The 16,634-nt window shown below is 28.8% G+C and carries 18 protein-coding genes and 1 pseudogene; 5 read left to right on the top strand and 14 right to left on the bottom strand.

The window, feature by feature from the left end; all coding sequences use genetic code 11:
• Positions 1 to 9 precede the first annotated feature (9 nt).
• The 5 genes from CSPT_RS07960 (at position 10) to ptmA (ending at position 3,222) form a co-directional block, all read left to right on the top strand.
• A complete protein-coding gene (locus CSPT_RS07960) occupies positions 10 to 216 on the top strand; it encodes a hypothetical protein (RefSeq protein ID WP_149051363.1) in 207 nt (68 codons plus the stop codon).
• Entirely contained in the window at positions 200 to 772 is a 573-nt protein-coding gene (locus tag CSPT_RS07955) for a class I SAM-dependent methyltransferase (RefSeq protein ID WP_161492225.1), read from the top strand. Before CSPT_RS07960 ends, CSPT_RS07955 begins: the two co-directional genes overlap by 17 nt.
• A gap of 208 nt (positions 773 to 980) precedes the next feature.
• Positions 981 to 1,850, top strand: coding sequence for a GNAT family N-acetyltransferase (locus CSPT_RS07950; protein WP_143297562.1), 870 nt, complete (start codon positions 981 to 983; stop codon positions 1,848 to 1,850).
• A complete protein-coding gene (locus CSPT_RS07945) occupies positions 1,847 to 2,410 on the top strand; it encodes a GNAT family N-acetyltransferase (protein ID WP_089183098.1) in 564 nt (187 codons plus the stop codon). The genes CSPT_RS07950 and CSPT_RS07945 overlap by 4 nt, the downstream gene beginning before the upstream one ends.
• Before the next feature lie 5 nt (positions 2,411 to 2,415).
• The gene (gene ptmA / locus CSPT_RS07940) at positions 2,416 to 3,222 is read left to right on the top strand and encodes a flagellin modification protein PtmA (protein WP_089183097.1); all 807 of its coding nucleotides are present in this window, start codon (positions 2,416 to 2,418) and stop codon (positions 3,220 to 3,222) included.
• Between the two features lie 132 nt (positions 3,223 to 3,354).
• Here the strand turns inward: ptmA and CSPT_RS07935 are convergent, their stop codons facing one another.
• From CSPT_RS07935 to CSPT_RS07880, 14 genes and pseudogenes are all read right to left on the bottom strand, one after another.
• Positions 3,355 to 4,686 carry a hypothetical protein gene (locus tag CSPT_RS07935; protein WP_089183096.1) on the bottom strand — a complete coding sequence of 444 codons (1,332 nt, stop codon included), beginning with the start codon at positions 4,684 to 4,686 and terminating at the stop codon, positions 3,355 to 3,357.
• Entirely contained in the window at positions 4,683 to 6,002 is a 1,320-nt protein-coding gene (locus tag CSPT_RS07930) for a CDP-glycerol glycerophosphotransferase family protein (protein ID WP_161492224.1), read from the bottom strand. The genes CSPT_RS07935 and CSPT_RS07930 overlap by 4 nt, the downstream gene beginning before the upstream one ends.
• A gap of 101 nt (positions 6,003 to 6,103) precedes the next feature.
• A complete protein-coding gene (locus tag CSPT_RS07925) occupies positions 6,104 to 6,982 on the bottom strand; it encodes a class I SAM-dependent methyltransferase (protein WP_149051361.1) in 879 nt (292 codons plus the stop codon).
• The gene (locus tag CSPT_RS07920; protein ID WP_143297540.1) at positions 6,975 to 7,268 is read right to left on the bottom strand and encodes a hypothetical protein; all 294 of its coding nucleotides are present in this window, start codon (positions 7,266 to 7,268) and stop codon (positions 6,975 to 6,977) included. The genes CSPT_RS07925 and CSPT_RS07920 overlap by 8 nt, the downstream gene beginning before the upstream one ends.
• Positions 7,265 to 7,933 carry a class I SAM-dependent methyltransferase gene (locus CSPT_RS07915; protein ID WP_149051360.1) on the bottom strand — a complete coding sequence of 223 codons (669 nt, stop codon included), beginning with the start codon at positions 7,931 to 7,933 and terminating at the stop codon, positions 7,265 to 7,267. The genes CSPT_RS07920 and CSPT_RS07915 overlap by 4 nt, the downstream gene beginning before the upstream one ends.
• Complete coding sequence (locus tag CSPT_RS07910) at positions 7,926 to 8,639, bottom strand: phosphocholine cytidylyltransferase family protein (protein WP_089183090.1); 714 nt, start codon at positions 8,637 to 8,639, stop codon at positions 7,926 to 7,928. Before CSPT_RS07910 ends, CSPT_RS07915 begins: the two co-directional genes overlap by 8 nt.
• Positions 8,636 to 9,694 carry a pyridoxal-phosphate-dependent aminotransferase family protein gene (locus CSPT_RS07905; protein WP_089183089.1) on the bottom strand — a complete coding sequence of 353 codons (1,059 nt, stop codon included), beginning with the start codon at positions 9,692 to 9,694 and terminating at the stop codon, positions 8,636 to 8,638. The genes CSPT_RS07910 and CSPT_RS07905 overlap by 4 nt, the downstream gene beginning before the upstream one ends.
• A complete protein-coding gene (locus CSPT_RS07900; RefSeq protein WP_089183088.1) occupies positions 9,691 to 11,136 on the bottom strand; it encodes a CDP-glycerol glycerophosphotransferase family protein in 1,446 nt (481 codons plus the stop codon). Before CSPT_RS07900 ends, CSPT_RS07905 begins: the two co-directional genes overlap by 4 nt.
• Before the next feature lie 100 nt (positions 11,137 to 11,236).
• Positions 11,237 to 11,929, bottom strand: a complete 693-nt coding sequence (gene pseF / locus CSPT_RS07895) for a pseudaminic acid cytidylyltransferase (protein WP_089183087.1) — start codon at positions 11,927 to 11,929, stop codon at positions 11,237 to 11,239.
• A 103-nt stretch (positions 11,930 to 12,032) separates the two neighbouring features.
• A complete protein-coding gene (locus CSPT_RS09190) occupies positions 12,033 to 12,173 on the bottom strand; it encodes a hypothetical protein (RefSeq protein WP_211354935.1) in 141 nt (46 codons plus the stop codon).
• A gap of 216 nt (positions 12,174 to 12,389) precedes the next feature.
• Positions 12,390 to 13,430: a methyl-accepting chemotaxis protein gene (locus CSPT_RS09555; protein ID WP_501162103.1), complete on the bottom strand. Its 1,041-nt coding sequence runs from the start codon at positions 13,428 to 13,430 to the stop codon at positions 12,390 to 12,392.
• A gap of 51 nt (positions 13,431 to 13,481) precedes the next feature.
• A pseudogene (locus CSPT_RS09550) lies at positions 13,482 to 14,138 on the bottom strand (PDC sensor domain-containing protein); the annotation flags it as partial.
• A gap of 200 nt (positions 14,139 to 14,338) precedes the next feature.
• The gene (locus CSPT_RS07885) at positions 14,339 to 15,619 is read right to left on the bottom strand and encodes a dihydroorotase (RefSeq protein ID WP_089183085.1); all 1,281 of its coding nucleotides are present in this window, start codon (positions 15,617 to 15,619) and stop codon (positions 14,339 to 14,341) included.
• Positions 15,619 to 16,557: an aspartate carbamoyltransferase catalytic subunit gene (locus CSPT_RS07880; RefSeq protein WP_089183084.1), complete on the bottom strand. Its 939-nt coding sequence runs from the start codon at positions 16,555 to 16,557 to the stop codon at positions 15,619 to 15,621. Before CSPT_RS07880 ends, CSPT_RS07885 begins: the two co-directional genes overlap by 1 nt.
• Positions 16,558 to 16,634: the final 77 nt, after the last annotated feature.

Genomic DNA, 16,634 nt, shown 5'->3' with positions numbered 1-16,634 from the left:
GGAGAAAATATGCAACATTTTGACGAGTATCAAAAATTTTTGAAAGCTAATGCAAAGCAGAATGATTTGTATTATAGAAAATCAGCTATCACAAAAACGGAGCAACAAAAATTTTTAGAAAAGTTACTATCAAATAACAAGCATTTTTCAGGCAAGTTAGAGATAGCGGATATTGCTTGTGGGGGGGGGGGGGGGGAGTTTGAGTTATTGGCTTAGCAAGAAAAACGCATTATCAAATTTCACATTGGTCGATTATTTAGAGGATGCAATATCCATATCAAAAGAGATAAACCGTGAAAATTCGGATAGATTTTCTTTTTATGTTGGAAATATATATGACTTAAAGATTGATAAAAAATTTGATTTTGTATTTTGTTGGCAAGCTTTAATGTGTTTGGATAGAGCCGAAAAAGCTTTAAATGAGCTTATCGATATAACCAAAGATGGTGGATTTATATATATTAGTTCGCTTTTTAATGTAGATTTTGATGTTGATATATATTCAAGATGTTTGGATCACACGACACCAGCAGGTAGAGAAAATGTTTATTGTAACTACAACACATATTCTCTTAAAACAATTTCTAATTGGCTTGAAAATAAAGTGAGCCATTTTAAGGTGCATAAATTTGATACAAATGTAGATTTTGACTACAAAGGCAGAGGTCTTGGGACTTTTTGTGAAAAAATTTTAAAAAACAAAAGTGTTCAAAGGATACAAATTTCGGGTGGAATGCTGATGAATTGGGGAATTTTAGAAATTCAAAAATAGTAGATTAAGGAGGCAAATTGAGCATAGAAATCATACGGCTAAAAGATGATGAAAAATTGTTTTTTATAAGGTGGAATGAGTATTTAAATAGCCATCATTGTAGCGTAAAATTTATGCCAAAATATATTGAAATTTTGAAATTTGCTTCAAATTTGCTTATTCGTGATGAAAGCTTCGTAGTGATACAAAACAATAGCTGTGCGGGAATTTGCTTTTTACCGATAGAAAAAAATCAAAACTTGATTCAAATTTCCCTGGGGGGGGCTTTAGTTTTGCACCACTTGGAGAATCAAAGAAAATTTATGATCTTATCTTCGCTGAAATTTTTGAAATTTCAAAGAGATTAAATGTGAGTAAGATTATGTTTTGCATTGATATGCTTGCTTATACGATGCGTTTTAATTTGCTTATAAAATATGGATTTATAGACACAAGTGCCAATACTTGCGTGGCAAAACTTGATGAAAGCAAAGAAAATCGTTGGCGAGAGATAAAAGGAAATTACAAAACTTTAATCAACAGGGTTTTAAAAAATAGCGATTTTGAAATTGTTATAATGAATGATAAAAACCAAGATTACGCAATTCATGAAAATTACAGACTGCTTCATGAGAAATGTTCAGGTAGACAAACCAGAGGTAAAATGAGTTTTGATAGACAATATGAGCTTTTAAAAGATGGATTTGCGACTATAATTGCTTTGAAATTTAAAGGGAAATTTATTGGAATGTGCTATTTTATGCACCATTTTGATAGCGTTGTATATTTTAGCGGTGCCGATGATCCAGATTATAATGATAAAAAACTTACCATTTATCATCCGATTTTATGGAGTGCGAATGAGTATTTTTCAAAGCTTGGATATAAGGTTATGGAATTTGGCCAGCCTTGCGAATATAGCGAGATTGTAGGATTTATGAATTATTGCGATACAAAGCAGACAAATATAGGATATTTTAAGCGTGGAATGGGTGCAAAAATGGTAAGTTTTTACAAGGCAATCAAATATTTTGATCAAAATTTACTATTAAATGATATTGAAAATTTCAAAAATATTGTCGCAAAAGGAGTTGAATGATTTTAGAGTATGATAATGTAACACTTATAAGCTATGATGAAGAGATAAATAATATTAGTCTTAGAGATAAATATTACTCGTGGCTTATGGATAGTGATGTGAATATTTTTTTTGGCTCTCATAATTTAAATAGTTATGAAAGCAAAGAAGCGTTAATGAATGCTTCGTTTGAGCGATTTACAAAAAAAGAGTGTCAAGGATTTTTTGTCAAAAATAGTGATGAATTTGTAGGAACTGTGCGAGTTTCGGTTGATTTTAAAAATAGATATTCAGATATTGGTATAATGATAGGAGAGAAAAATCTTTGGGGGCAGGGGATTGGAACAAAGGCATTTAAAATTGCTACACGATATGCATTTGAAAACTTAAAACTCCACTGCGTCTCAGCTGCAACGCTTGAAATCAATGCTAGAATGAAAAGAGTCTTTGAAAAACTGGGTTTTAAACATGATGGATTGTTAAGGGATGTTGTGATTATCAATGATAATTTTGTTAGTAATAATAAATATTCAATACTTGAAAATGAGTATGAAGCATTAAAAAATATCTGGTTTGGGTAGGAAAAATGTTAAAAGATAAAGTTATAGTAATAACAGGCGGAGCAGGAAAGCTTGGAAAAGAATTTGTAAAATCTGTTGCGATGAATGAAGCAGTGGCAATTATTGCTGATATTGACGAAAATTTGGCAATCAATGTAAAAAATAACATTTTAAAAGAGATTGAAAATGTGAAAAATGATAGTAAAACAGAGCCAAAAACTGCTAAAATTGACACAATAAAGCTTGATATAACTTCAAAAGATAGTTTGAATCTAGCTATTGAAACATTGCATAATAAATATAAGAAGATTGATGCATTGGTCAATAATGCTTATCCAAGAACGAAAAATTGGGGCAAAAAAGCGTTTTTTGAGCTAGATTATGATGATATTGCAAAAAATTTGAGTATGCATTTGGGTGGATATATTTTAACTTCGCAAGAATTTGCAAGATATTTTAAGAATCAAGGCTTTGGCAATATTGTTTCCATTTCGTCGATTATGGGTGTTTATGCGCCGAAATTTGAAAACTATATTGGCACAAATATGCAAAGTCCAATCGAATATAGTGTCATAAAAGCGGGAATTATTCATATGAGCAGATATTTGGGGAAGTTTTTAAAAGATACAGGAATTCGCTCAAATGTGATAGCTCCCGGGGGAATTTTAGAAAATCAGCCTGAGAGCTTTTTAAAGGCGTATAGGAAATGTTGTGTTAGCAAAGGTATGCTTGATGCAAAGGATTTATGCGGAACGCTAATATATCTTTTAAGTGATTTAAGTGAGTTTGTGAGCGGTCAAACAATCATAGTTGATGATGGCTGGGGATTGTAAGAAGTTGTAAAAGGTGTTGAAATTTAGCTGATTTTATGACGATTTATTCTGCTTTCAAAAGTGTGAACTTTAAAAATTTAAATTTTTAAAGCTTTTTTAATTTATGGAAATTTAATGAAATTCATATAAATTTCATAGCGATTTTAAAAGTTTTAAATATCGCTGTTTTGTTTTACCATCAAAAACTTTATCTCTTGCCATTTTGTTCCAATCATCGCTAAAATCGATATTTGTGTCGATTAATTTTTTAATGGTTTCTTTGGTTAAATTTCTATCATATAAATTCCACATTGATTTATACAGCTTAAAAAACTCAATACTGTCATCGCCCCAAAACCATAAATTCAAGGTTTTTACTCCACAAAAAATCGCCCAAATAGCCGTGCTTGAATTGCCATGTATAAAAATATCGCCAATTGGTAAAAAGTCCATCAAATTTTCATCAGCAATTACACAAGGAAATTTCTGCTGCCAATGTGCGTAATTTGCAATATTCATCACAGGATGTAGAGAGATGATGAGTTGGATATTGTTTTGAATAATTGAGTTGATAATAAACTCATTATCAGCCAAACATTCATCAAAACTAGAGCAACCATGCTCATAAAGTTGTTGAGCTGCGAAAATGGCAATTTTTCTATCATCAAGATGATATTTTTGCTTAAATTTCTCTTTGATGGTAAATCTGTTTTGGTAAGATTTATGGAGATTATCCAAATTGATATCGCCTAAAATTTCAACTTTTTTCATATCAATTTCTTTTACTTTTGAGTAGTGAAATTTGGTAATTTCATTATCCAAGATTACAATATCATTCGTGCCACATCCTGTAAAAAATGGATTTTTACTAAGAAATTTATGATATGAGTATTGAGCTTGAATGATAAAAGCTGGAAAATAAAAATGCTCTTCATATTTTTGTGTACCGTAGTTTGAAAATTTTTTGAAAGTATAGTTTTGATATTTACAAAGATTCGATTTTTCCCAATATTTTGAATTATGAAACATTGGCAAAGTGTAATATCCTGAAAGATATAGATATGGTAAAATTATAGGAATATTATGCTTTTTAGCAAAAATTATGCTACCTATAAAGTAGCGAAAGGTTCTATCATCATGCGGTATTAACGCTTTGAAATGATGCTTTTTATAGATTTTAGAGGTGATTTTATGCTCATTTATAAAATAGCCGATATGAACATATTTTAATGCTATTTGAGCTAAGCTAAATTTTACATATTTTGATAAAAAGGTTTGCATTTTTGATAGTATTTTAAAGCTCAAATTTGCTTTATCGGCAAAATATATTTTAGCAAAGCTTTGCGTATCGGTTTGCTCTATTTTTTTGAAATTTTTGGATGTTGTAAGGATTAAAATTTCAAACTCTTTTGATAGAAATTTTATGAGCGGATAGAAATTTTTTATTCTATCGGGATGGAAACAAAAAAGTATTGTTTGCTTCATAATAATTTTTCTATCTCTTTTTCTATTAATTTACACGAATTATATTTTAAATTTTCAAACATTATTTTTTTAATTTTCTCTCTTTCTTTTTTATACCCGTCATTTTGTAAATTTTTAAGTATTAGTTCTTCTAATTCAACTTGATTATATGCTTTATCACCCGGAGAATAAGAAAAGTAGTCCAAGCAAGTTCCACCTTCGCTTAAAACCCATTCATCGTAATCATATGGAAAAAATACAATTGGTTTATCTACAAACAAAAAGTCAAAATACATAGAACTATAATCAGCAATCATCATATCACAATATGGCATTATTGGATAAATATCCATATTTGCTGGATAAATAATAATATTTTCAAAATTCCTATCTTTTGCTTTGTATGTATTTAAATCATCTCGTAATTTTTCTGCTATAAACGGGTGCATTTTTATGATAAATTTTATATTTTCTAATTTGCAAAATTTATCAAGAATTTCATAATCAAGCGGGTTTTTATTAAAAGTATTTGCTCTGTGCGTTGGGGTGTATATGATATATCTAAACTTATGAGTTTTAATGTCATTTAGTAAATTTAAATCTACATTGAAAATTTCACATTTAAACTTTCTTAAAATATCATTTCTAGGGTATCCAGAAGTTATTATTTTTTCATAATTATAAAATTTTGAAAAGCTATATTTACTTACAAAATGTGAAGTAGAAAGCATTAAAGAGTATTTTATAACTTTATAATCCGCTAAAATTCCTAATGTTTCTATAGTAATACCATGCCATAACTGAACACATTTTCCTATTTTCAGTGCTTTTATAAGAAACGGAGCTGTAGGTGTTTGATCTATCACTTTGACTTTACAACTAAGAGCTTGTTCTACAAATTCTTCACTATCGCACCATATTACATCAAATCCTGCTTTTTTATACAACTCATAATCTCTTTTGTTATAGGTGGCTAAATGGATTTTTAAGTGTGAGTTTTGTAGAAAATATAAATATAAATATTTGATATTTAAATCAATGAATTGAAAACCTATAAATAAAATTTCATCTTTTAATTTTGGTATTTTTTCATCTAAAATTTTTGATACACGCACAAATGGTAGCTCTTGTGGCGTGCTATTAAGCTTGTATTCTTTATACTTGTTTAAATATGCACATAAAATTTTATCTTTTGAAATTTTATGTATACAATAGTCATATATTTCTTTTTCGTGATTAGATGAATAAATCACAATATAATCAAATTCTTTTACATCATCTAAATTTATGCTAGAAATCCCATGTAAGCACTTTTTACTTGTATCTATGAATCCCAAAATCTCAACGTTTTCTATTTTTAAATAACTTTTAAATGCTATACTAGAATCAGAAAGTGGATAAATGTATATTTTTTTATTTTTTAGACTGTTTAAATTTATCATTGTTTTTTATAAACAAAGAAATGGCAAGTTTTTAAACTCACATCGACAAATTTTTTTACAATTTCATCTAAAAGCATAGGATTTGCCTTGATTTCATCTCTTTTTTTATCTCCAAATACGTTAAAAAACTTATTTAAATGATACATATTATAGCCGTAATTTCTGTATGATTTTATAAAATAAGGTTTAAAAATTCCAGTTTCGTAAAACTTAAAATTTCTATAATATGCCACATAGTTTTTGGATTTATAATCCTCTTCGCCAATAATTTTAGTGCTTTCACGCATTAACAAATACCCCCCCCCATTTAGCAAATTTAAGAGCTTTTCAAACATTAGCTCAACATCGCATTCTGGTGAATACATAAACATATCACTTGCAAAAACAAAGTCATATTTTTGGTTTTCTTCAAAAGCGTTTTTGCGCTCAAATTTTAAGTTTTTTGTCTTATTTTCGGCGATATTTTTTTCTATGCACTTTTTAGACATATCTACACCCTTTACGCTTTTAAAAATACTTGCTAAAAATCTACTAGTATCGCCATTTCCACAACCAAGTTCTAAGGCTGTATTTTTGTTTTTGCAATGTTTATTTATTATATTTTTAATAAGTTTGCATTCATATGGAAATCTAAGTTCGCGTATTTTTACATCATCTGTAATATATCCACCATCGGCGTAGTTTTCATAAGCTTTTTGCCAAAAACTATTTATTATAAATTTCTCCGTTTCTGTTGTATCTATTGTTTGGCTATCAAAATATAGATGAATTTTATCTTGTAATGTCTTGTATTCGCTATCTAGAGATTTTTTTAACTCATCTATCTCATCTATTCGCTTTTTTGCTTCTATTAGTTCTTTATTTATATTATCCATTATTTTGTCCGTATATATAAATATATTGAGATCTTTGCTCGTGAAGTGGAAAATTTTTGCTATATTTTTCTATTAGTAATGGATTTTTTAAAAACTCTTCTTGGAGTTGTGGAAATGCATTGAAAAGTTTTTTTCTATAGTAAAGCAAATAGCTATGAGAACGAAATTTTCCTACAAAAAAGTCTTTAAAAATTCCTCGTGTGTAGAAATCTTTATTTCTATAATACGCTACATAATGTCTTGATTTGTGATACTCTTTACCGCTATTTTTCACGCTTTCTCTCATAAGCAATACCCCCCCCCCGGATTTATAATACTTAAAAATCCTTCGAAAATAGCTTTTAAATTTTTATCTTGAGAATACATCATAATGTCACTTGCAAAAACTAGATTATATCCGGAGCCGCTTATATATTTTTTAGCATTTTTTGCATCATCGCAAAAGTATTTAACATTTTTCAATTTGTTATTTTTATTTGCAACATTTACGCCATTTTTTGATAAATCAATACCAATTACATTTTTAAATTTTTTAGCTAAAATTTCTGTAATGATCCCATTTCCGCAACCTATCTCAAGAGCAGTATCAAAGTTATTGCAATATTTTTGCAAAATTTTTGGAAAAAATATTTCGTAATAAAGCTTATAAGCTTTTTGAAAATATGTTGGAGTTTTGTTTTTATAAGAATTTTGCCAATATCTATTTATTATGTAGTTTTCACACTCATCTGTATCATAAATACTATCTAGATAAAGATGAATTTCATCAATTAAAGCAGTTTTTTTATCTTTCAATCTTTCTAAAATTTTCTCTTTATCTTTTAAATTTTCATCTAAAATTTCTATAACTTCGTTTGAAATATCACTGTTTTTAGTAAAATTTTCTATTAATTCATCTATTTTAAAACTAAGTTCGATTTTATTTATTAGTTCTTGATTTAGCTTATCCATTTTTGTCCTTTAAATAGTTTTGAATTCTTTCATAATCTTCTATATAATCAACTTCTGCCCAAAATACACCCTTAATATCCTTGATAAAAACCGGTTTTTTATTTATATTTCTATAAAACACATCTTCCCACCAATAACCGTGTTTTTGTTCGCTTATGAGTTTATCTAAATTTTGCTTGAAAAAACATATATCTTTTTTTGAAATTTTTGCAATACCTACATATTCGCCACTAGTTTCATCTTCATTTAATTCTTTGCCATATTTTGTTAGCTTACCATCTTGCCAAGCAAATTTATAATCAGCTTCTTTAATACGCGTAGAATCAGCTAAGAAAAGCGGACTTTCATCGCTGTTAAGTAAAATTTCTAGTCCTTTTTTCTCTATAAAAACATCAGCATTCATCAAAATCAAATCATCGTTTTCATCTAAAAAATCCTTTGCAAAATATGCAGAAGCTATTGAATTTGTGATATCATAAAAATTATTTTTAAAATGAGTAAATTTAAATCCATCAAGTGCTTTTAAAATATAATTTTGTGCGTATCCTGTAACAATGCCAATATCTTTTATATCAAGTTTATTTAACAATTCAAAAGTGTAGCGTATTAGTGGTTTGTTTTTGATATAAACACAACATTTTGGCTGTCCGCTTAAATGCCTTGAAATTCTACTTCCAATGCCTGCTGCCATAAGTAAAACTCTCATTTTTTTCCTTTAAAATATTCATTTAAGCATTCGATTAAAAATTTCATATCTTTTTTACTTAAATTTCCTAAATGTCCAACTCTTATTAATTTTTCTTTTAAATTTCCTCCACTTGGTGTAAGAGTTACATTATATAGTTTTTCAAATTTTTTAACAAATTCAAAAGCACTTTCTTGATTAGTTATTTCTACTGCACTCATTGCATTTGATGGAAATTTAGAGTAAAGTTTTAGTGGTAAATCTTTTATATGATTTCTAAAATACTTAGCTAAATTACTAGCTTTTTTATTAAAATACAATATACCTTTTTTATCTATCTCTCTTAATCTTTCAAGTAGCTGATAAATAATACAAATAGGCGGAGTAAATGGAGTTTGACCTCGTTTTATATCGTTTAGATAATTTTTAAAATCCATATAAAAGCTATCGCAAGGTATTAAATTTTCTATATAATTTTTGCTAAGTATGATTATACAAAGCCCAGGAGGTAGTGCTAAACCTTTGTTAGAGCTTATGATAATGGCATCTATTTGCTGTTTTGTCATATCTATTTCATCTGCCATAAATGCAGATATTGCATCTACGCAAAAAAGCATTTTATTTTTTTTGCAAAACTCACCAATGCTTTTTAGATCATATGCTCTACCTATAGTAGTTTCGTGAGCATTTGTAAATAATGCTTTACAATTTTTATCTATTGTATCAAAATTTATATTTTCATCTAATCTTAATTTAATCTCACTGAAATTTATACTTTTTTGTTTGCAAATTTTGGCAAATCGTTCGCCAAATCCACCACCGTTTATTATAGAGGCTTTTTGGTTTTTCTCTATTATATTTATGAGTGTTGCTTCCATGCCCAAAGTACCGCTACCACCTATAAACACAACATCACTGCCATTTGGAGCATTTAGTAATTTTAAAATCAGTTTTTTGCATTCAAACATAATTTTTGAAAATTCGCCATTTCTAAAATACATTGGTTGAGTCGAACCTATTTTTAACACTTTTTTGCTCATCATTACGGGACCTGGTGTAAAAAGTAGTTTTTTCATTGTTTTAATACCTCTATAATCCTTTGACTAGATTTGTCATCTTTAAATTTAAACAATTTATCTGCCAAAATTTTTCTCTTATCTTTAAAATCATCATTGCCGTTTAATGTTTTAATTATTTTTTCGTGTAGCTCTATTTGATTAAAAGCTTTTTCTCCAGGGCTGTAATCATCAAACTCATAAATATATCCGTGAGCCATTTTTGAGCATTTTCCATGGTCATAAAGATAAAATAAAAGCGGTTTGTTTAAAAGTAAAAAATCATAATAAACAGAAGAGTAATCCCCTGCCAAAATATCTGCAAATTTAAGTAATGGATATATATCTCCTTGTGCGTCATGAAATAAAATATGATGAAATTTAGCACTTTTTAAAAACTCATCACAATGCGAATATACAAACGGATGAAATTTAATGATGAAAAATATATCATTTTTTATTAAAAAACTATCTAATAAATCAAAGTCAAGATTTAAATTTTCAATCTGTGTTTTTTGTGAGTTAAAATCGCTTTCTCTCCAAGTTGGCATATATATGATGATTTTTTTATTATTTTGTTTTGTTTCTTTTATAAAATTAAATAGTTTTTTGTCTGTAAATATAAGATCTTTTTCATCATATTTTTCTTTTAATAAAATGTCATTTCTAGGATATCCTAAATCTAAAAAATTTTTTGCTAAAAAAACTTTACTAAAACCGGTTTTGCTTACAAATTCGCTTGTCGATAAAAAATAATCGTATGTGATATCTGTTAGTAAATTCATATGTTCTAATGGGATTCCATGCCACATTTGCAGTGTTTTTTGGTTTTTTGATTTTAAATTTAATATATGCGAGTTATTGCCTTGATCAACTATGATAAATTTTGCTTTTGCAAGTTTTATATATGCTTGCATACTATCTAGTTTTAATGCTTTAAATCCTTTTTGTTTTAACTCATATATCTGGCTTTTGTTATTTGAGAGCATAAAGCAATCAATGTTTTTATCACACATTGTAAGATAAAGAAATTTATTATTTCCATTAATAAAATTTTTAGATATAAATACATAACTACGTCTTGAAAAATTATCATAAAATTTAGCTAAGTTTTTGAAAATAAATTCTCTAAAAAATTGACTTAAATGGGATATTTTTTCAAATTTAATTTTAAAGTAATTTAAGAAAACATACTCATTATCTATATTTTTAACTTTTAGAATTCTTTTTTTTACGCTTTTATAGTCTTTGTATATATCTTCAAAATGATTTGGAGAATGTATCAAAATATAATCAAATTTACTATTTTTAATATCATCAAATTTAAATATATCTTTACCTATTTGATTTTTATCTATAAAGCCTAAAAATTCTGCATTTTTATATTTGTCTAATAGTTTTTTTCGTAAAACATCACTTGTTTTTGAATACGGAGATATATAAATTTTTTTATTTTGAAACAAAAATAACCTTTAAATTTTTATTGCATTATGCTAAAACAATATCGTTAAAAAATAAAAATACTTTAATTATTTAAGAAAAAATAAAAATTAATTTTATTTTTCATATTCCTGCTCTTTGTATAACTTCATACATTATCTCAGCTCTAACCCAATCTTCCATAGTATCGATATCTTGCACGAGATAGCGTGGTAAGATGATAGGAATGCTATCTTTTCCAAAGAAAATATCTGATGAGGTTTTCTTAAGGTTAGTCCAGTAAAATTGTCCAGCATCTTGATAAGCTGGTTCTAAATCCTGACTTCGTGAGCTAAAATACTCTTTAAAAAACATTTCACATCTCTCATCTTGTGTTATTTTAAATGTTCGCTGAATTGGAAAAGGCATAGAAGTGCATGAAAACGCACTACAAGCGTCGGAATTTTTGAGTTTTTCATAAGCAATTTTAAGATATTTTAGTTGTAAAAATGGCGTTGTTGCATACATTGTGCAGACAAAATCCACATTTTTCCCCTGTTGTTTTAAGAAATTTAAGGCGTGTGTTGTAGCATATCCTGATGGTGTAAAATCATCGCTTAATTCTTTTGGACGCATAAAAGGCACACTTGCACCGAAATTTATGGCAACTTGTGAAATTTCTTTATCGTCTGTAGAGACTATTACCTCATCAAAAAGTTTTGAGTTTATGGCGTTTTTTATACTATAAGCAATGATAGGCTGTCCGTGAAAATTTTTAATATTTTTCTTTGGTATCCGCTTGCTTCCGCCCCTAGCAGGGATTATACATACATTCATTTTTAACCCAACGCAAAAACAAACTAAACTTTAGCGATTTGAATACCACCCCAAGCTATCACAGCAGCAAAACCGATTAGCAAAATTAGAGATACATATAACATTATAGCATTCCTTTCATTTGTTTCAAAATAATAACAGAATGAACCAATAAACACATAAAAATAATAGCCAAAATAATTATAGCCAAAGAAATTGAAAAATTTCCAAAGCCACTATTTTTATCAAAATTTACAAAAAACATAACCAATCAAACCAGCATTTAAAATTATTAAAGTTGTTAAAAACGGTTTAATAAAATCTAGTTTAATTTTTAAAAATTCCCAATTATATTTTCTGTCATCACTCATTTAAATTAACTTTTTTTATTGAAATTAAATCGAAAATTTGTTAAAAATCAACAAACAATGAAAGTTATAATCATACTTTCATTGTTTATTTTGCATTGTTGATCAAATTTCTAAACCTTAAATTTCCCAAGCTCATTATCAAGTTTAGAAGTCATATTTGATAGATGTTCACTAGCACTTGCTATCTCTTCAACACTTCTAGCATTTGCACTAGCAATTGAATCAACTTCTTTTACTTTATCCATAATCTTTTTAATACTATCAGAAACTTCTTTATACTCTTTTATACTATTTAAGTTAGAGTTAATGCTTTCTTGAATGATAATAGTATTTTTACTTACTACATCTTCTAAGCTTTTAGCATTTTCAGAAACATCTGTTATATTTTTAGTAGATTCTTCCATTTGAGAGCTTGCATCATTAACTGATTGAACTACTAAATTTATAGTTGTATTTATCTCATCTAAACTCTTTTGAGTTTTTTCTGCCAGTTTTCTAACTTCATCAGCAACTACAGCAAATCCTCTTCCTGCTTCTCCTGCTCTTGCAGCTTCAATAGCAGCATTTAATGCTAAAAGATTTGTTTGATCTGATATATCATTTATAACAGTTAAAACAGTTTTAACTTCTTCAGTGTTTCTACTTGTTTGATTTAGTTTTTGAGATAGTTCAATTTCTTTTTGAGCAATACCGCTTAATATATAGTTTAGTTTTACCATATCATTTTTTATAGATTCAAGACTATCATTTGCTTTTGATAACTCTTTTGAATTTGTTTCAGCATTTTCAACTGATACACTAATATCTTGTATTATCTTTTCGCCATCTTTTGTTACGTTATTTACTACAGCACTCTCTTCTTCAACTTTTTTACCAACTGCAAGTGAAGTTTGAGATAGTTCATTTGCAACAGAAGCGTTTTCAGAACTTGTTGCTTTTGAATTTACTATGAGTGTTTGAATTTTTTGTATAAATGTATTTACATCTTTGCCAATCTTAGCTATTTCATCTTTTCCTGTTATATTAACTCTTTTTGTTAAATCACCCTCTCCAACTGCTAAATCTTTTATCATTAGTCCTAAGCGGTTTAGGGGTTTGAAAAGAATAAATAATAAAAATATAATTACAGCTAAAGATATAATTATAAACACAACACTTAATATAAGTAAGCTTCTAAATGTTGCATCTATTTCTTTATAAGCCGTCTTTTCAGATATTGCAGCAGCAACTTTCCATCCTGTTTTTTCTAGTGTATTATATACCATAATTTTTTCTTGATTAGCTAGAGAATAATGAATTATACCTTTACTATTTGCATATATCTCATTTATGGTTGATTTTAGCTCAGGATAAGTTTGTGCTAGTTTTTTGCCAACCACTTTTTCATCAGGATAGCCCAAAACTAAACCATTTTTATCTAAGAAATACAGCCCACCGCCTTCTATTTTATTTTCTTTAGAAATTTTTACTAATCTATCGAGTTTTATATCTGTTCCAACAACGCCTATAAATTTACCATCTTTTATTATAGGAGCTGTTATTGATATCACAAAAACATTTAATTCTTCATCAATATATGGGTCTATTATTATTGATTTATTTGCTGATTTGGTTTTTGTATACCAAGCTTTTTGGGCTGGTTTATAACTTTCATCAGGAATCCAACCAGAGCCATCAATCATCTTGTTATTTTCATAAGCAGCATACACATCGTGTGAGCCTGTTGCATCCATGCCTGCATTTAAAAATCTCATAATCTCATCTGTTTGATTACTATCAAATTTAGCTATTTGCTTAGCAAGAGCTTGTGTTGTATTGCTTATAGAACCTAACCAATCATCAAGCTCATTAATACGAGTAAGAACATTTGAATTTAGTTATTTGCTGTCATATGTTCTTTTGTATTTGAATAGCTAAGAAAACTAAATATTCCATAGCCAAGTATAAGTAAAACGCTTATAGTGGCATAAATTTTTTGTTTGAAACCCATTTAAAACCCTTTTTTAATGATTATTACAATATTTTATTATAGCAAAAAATAAGCATATAATGCAAATTCTTATTCTATAACATTTGGAAAATCAAATACTATTTTGCCATTTTTTATAGTTTTAACTGCACTACCTTTTAATTTTTTGCCAAAAAGAGGAGAATTTGTAGATTTTGATTTGTTTAAATTTTCATCATAGATATATTCTAAATTTGGATCTATTATAGTAATATCGGCTAAGAAATTTGGAGCTATTTTCCCTTTGTTTTTTATACGCAAAATTTTAGCAGCATTAGTGCTAGTAAGCTCTACAAATTTTTGCATACTAATCACACCTTCTTCAACTAATTTTAAAGTAAGCGGAATTAGCGTTTGAAGCCCAAGTATGCCAAAAGGAGCTTTATCAAATTCTATAAATTTATCGTCCCAACTATGTGGTGCGTGATCTGTTGCTATGACATCTATCAAGCCACTTTTTAAACCATTTTTAATACTAATTATATCTTCATTTGTGCGAAGTGGAGGAGACATTTTAAAGGCAGTATTATAGTCGTAAAGCTCTTCTTCACTAAAAGTAAAGTGATGAGGTGTAACTTCACAGGTTACATTTATACCCTCATTTTTAGCCATTTGTATAAGTTTTAGCGACCAAGCAGAACTCACATGAGCCACATGGATATGACCGCCTGTTAATTTTGCAAGAAGCAAATCCCTTGATATCATTATCTCTTCTTGCTCTTTTGGCATACCTTTTAATCCAAGTTTAGCTGCAACTTTGCCTTCATTCATAACGCCATGCCTACAAAGTGAGCAATCTTCAGAGTGATTTATGACAAAAGATCCAAAGTGCGCCGAGTATTCAAGAGCTGAGCGCATAACTAAGCTACTGCTAACCGGCAATCCATCGTCGCTAAATGCAACCGCTCCAGCTTCTATCATATCGCCCATTTCTACTATCGCATCGCCATTAAAACCTTTTGATATGGCGCCTATTGGAAGCAAGTCTATGAGTCCTCTTGCTTTAGCTTTTGCTATCATTTGTCTTGTAATGGATGCGTTGTCATTTATGGGCGTTGTGTTTGCCATACACATAGCCGTAGTTACGCCACCAGCAATAGCTGTTTCAGAGCAACTTATAATGTCGTCTTTGTATTCCTGCCCGGGGTCTCTAAAATGAGTATGCATATCAATTAGCCCAGGCACAACAAAAAGTCCGCTTGCGTCTATGGTTTTATCAGCTATTTTTTCTTCATTTGTGATTTGAGATATAATCTCGTCTTCTAGTAATATATTGGCTTTTATTGTCTCATCGCTATTTACTATAACTGCATTTTTTATAAGGGTTTTCATCATTTGCCTTTGTATCTGTTTTGATCAAGTGTGCTAAGTATAGCCATTCTTATAGCAACGCCGTTTTCAACTTGGTTTAAAATATGTGAAAATCTTTTATCATCGGCTACATTGCTATCAACTTCAACGCCGCGGTTTATCGGTCCTGGATGAAGTATCATAAGACCATCTTTTGCGTGTTGCATTTTTTTCTTTGTTAATCCAAAATATTTTGAATACTCTCTAATGGATGGAAATTTAGCACTTCCATCTTGTCTTTCGAGCTGAATTCTAAGCATTATTAAAACATCGCTTCTCTCAATAGCTTCTTCCATACTTTTGCAAATTTGGCAGCCTAGTGCTTCCATGCCTTGAGGCATCATTATAGGAGGGGCGAAAATTTTTAATTTTATGCCAAGTGTTTGCATCGCCCAAATGTTTGATCTTGCAACTCTACTATGGAAAACATCGCCTATTATGGCTACTGTTAAATTATCTAAATTTCCTCTTTGTTCTCTTATAGTATAAAGATCAAGAAGTGCTTGTGATGGGTGTTCGTTTAATCCATCTCCTGCATTTACTACGCAAACATCGGTATTTTCTGCTATAAACTTAGCTACGCCAGAGCAATCATGACGCACTACGAAAATATCACTTCTCATAGCTTCAAGGTTTTTTATAGTATCAATTAGTGTTTCACCCTTTTTGGTGCTACTATTTGAGCCTACGAAATTTATAGCGTCCGCTCCAAGTCTTTTCGCGGCTATTTCAAAAGAGGTTCTAGTTCGCGTTGAGTTTTCAAAAAAAACATTTATAACTGTTTTTCCAACAAGCAAATTATCTTTTTTATTTGGTTGTTTGTTTAAATTTTTAAATTTATCAGCTAAATTTAAAAAAGAAAATATATCTTCTTTTGTAAGGTTTTGTGTGCTTATGAGATCTTTTTGTGTGTAGGTCATTTTTAACCTCGTAAAATGGATTTAGCAATTTTATTATATTTCTGCTTAAAAAAATTTTAAGTTTATAAATTTATTAA

This window comes from Campylobacter sputorum subsp. sputorum (genome assembly GCF_008245005.1).
Classification (GTDB): domain Bacteria; phylum Campylobacterota; class Campylobacteria; order Campylobacterales; family Campylobacteraceae; genus Campylobacter_F; species Campylobacter_F sputorum.
Note: the sequence above shows the minus strand (reverse complement) of the source record. Positions and strands in the feature narration are given on the sequence as shown.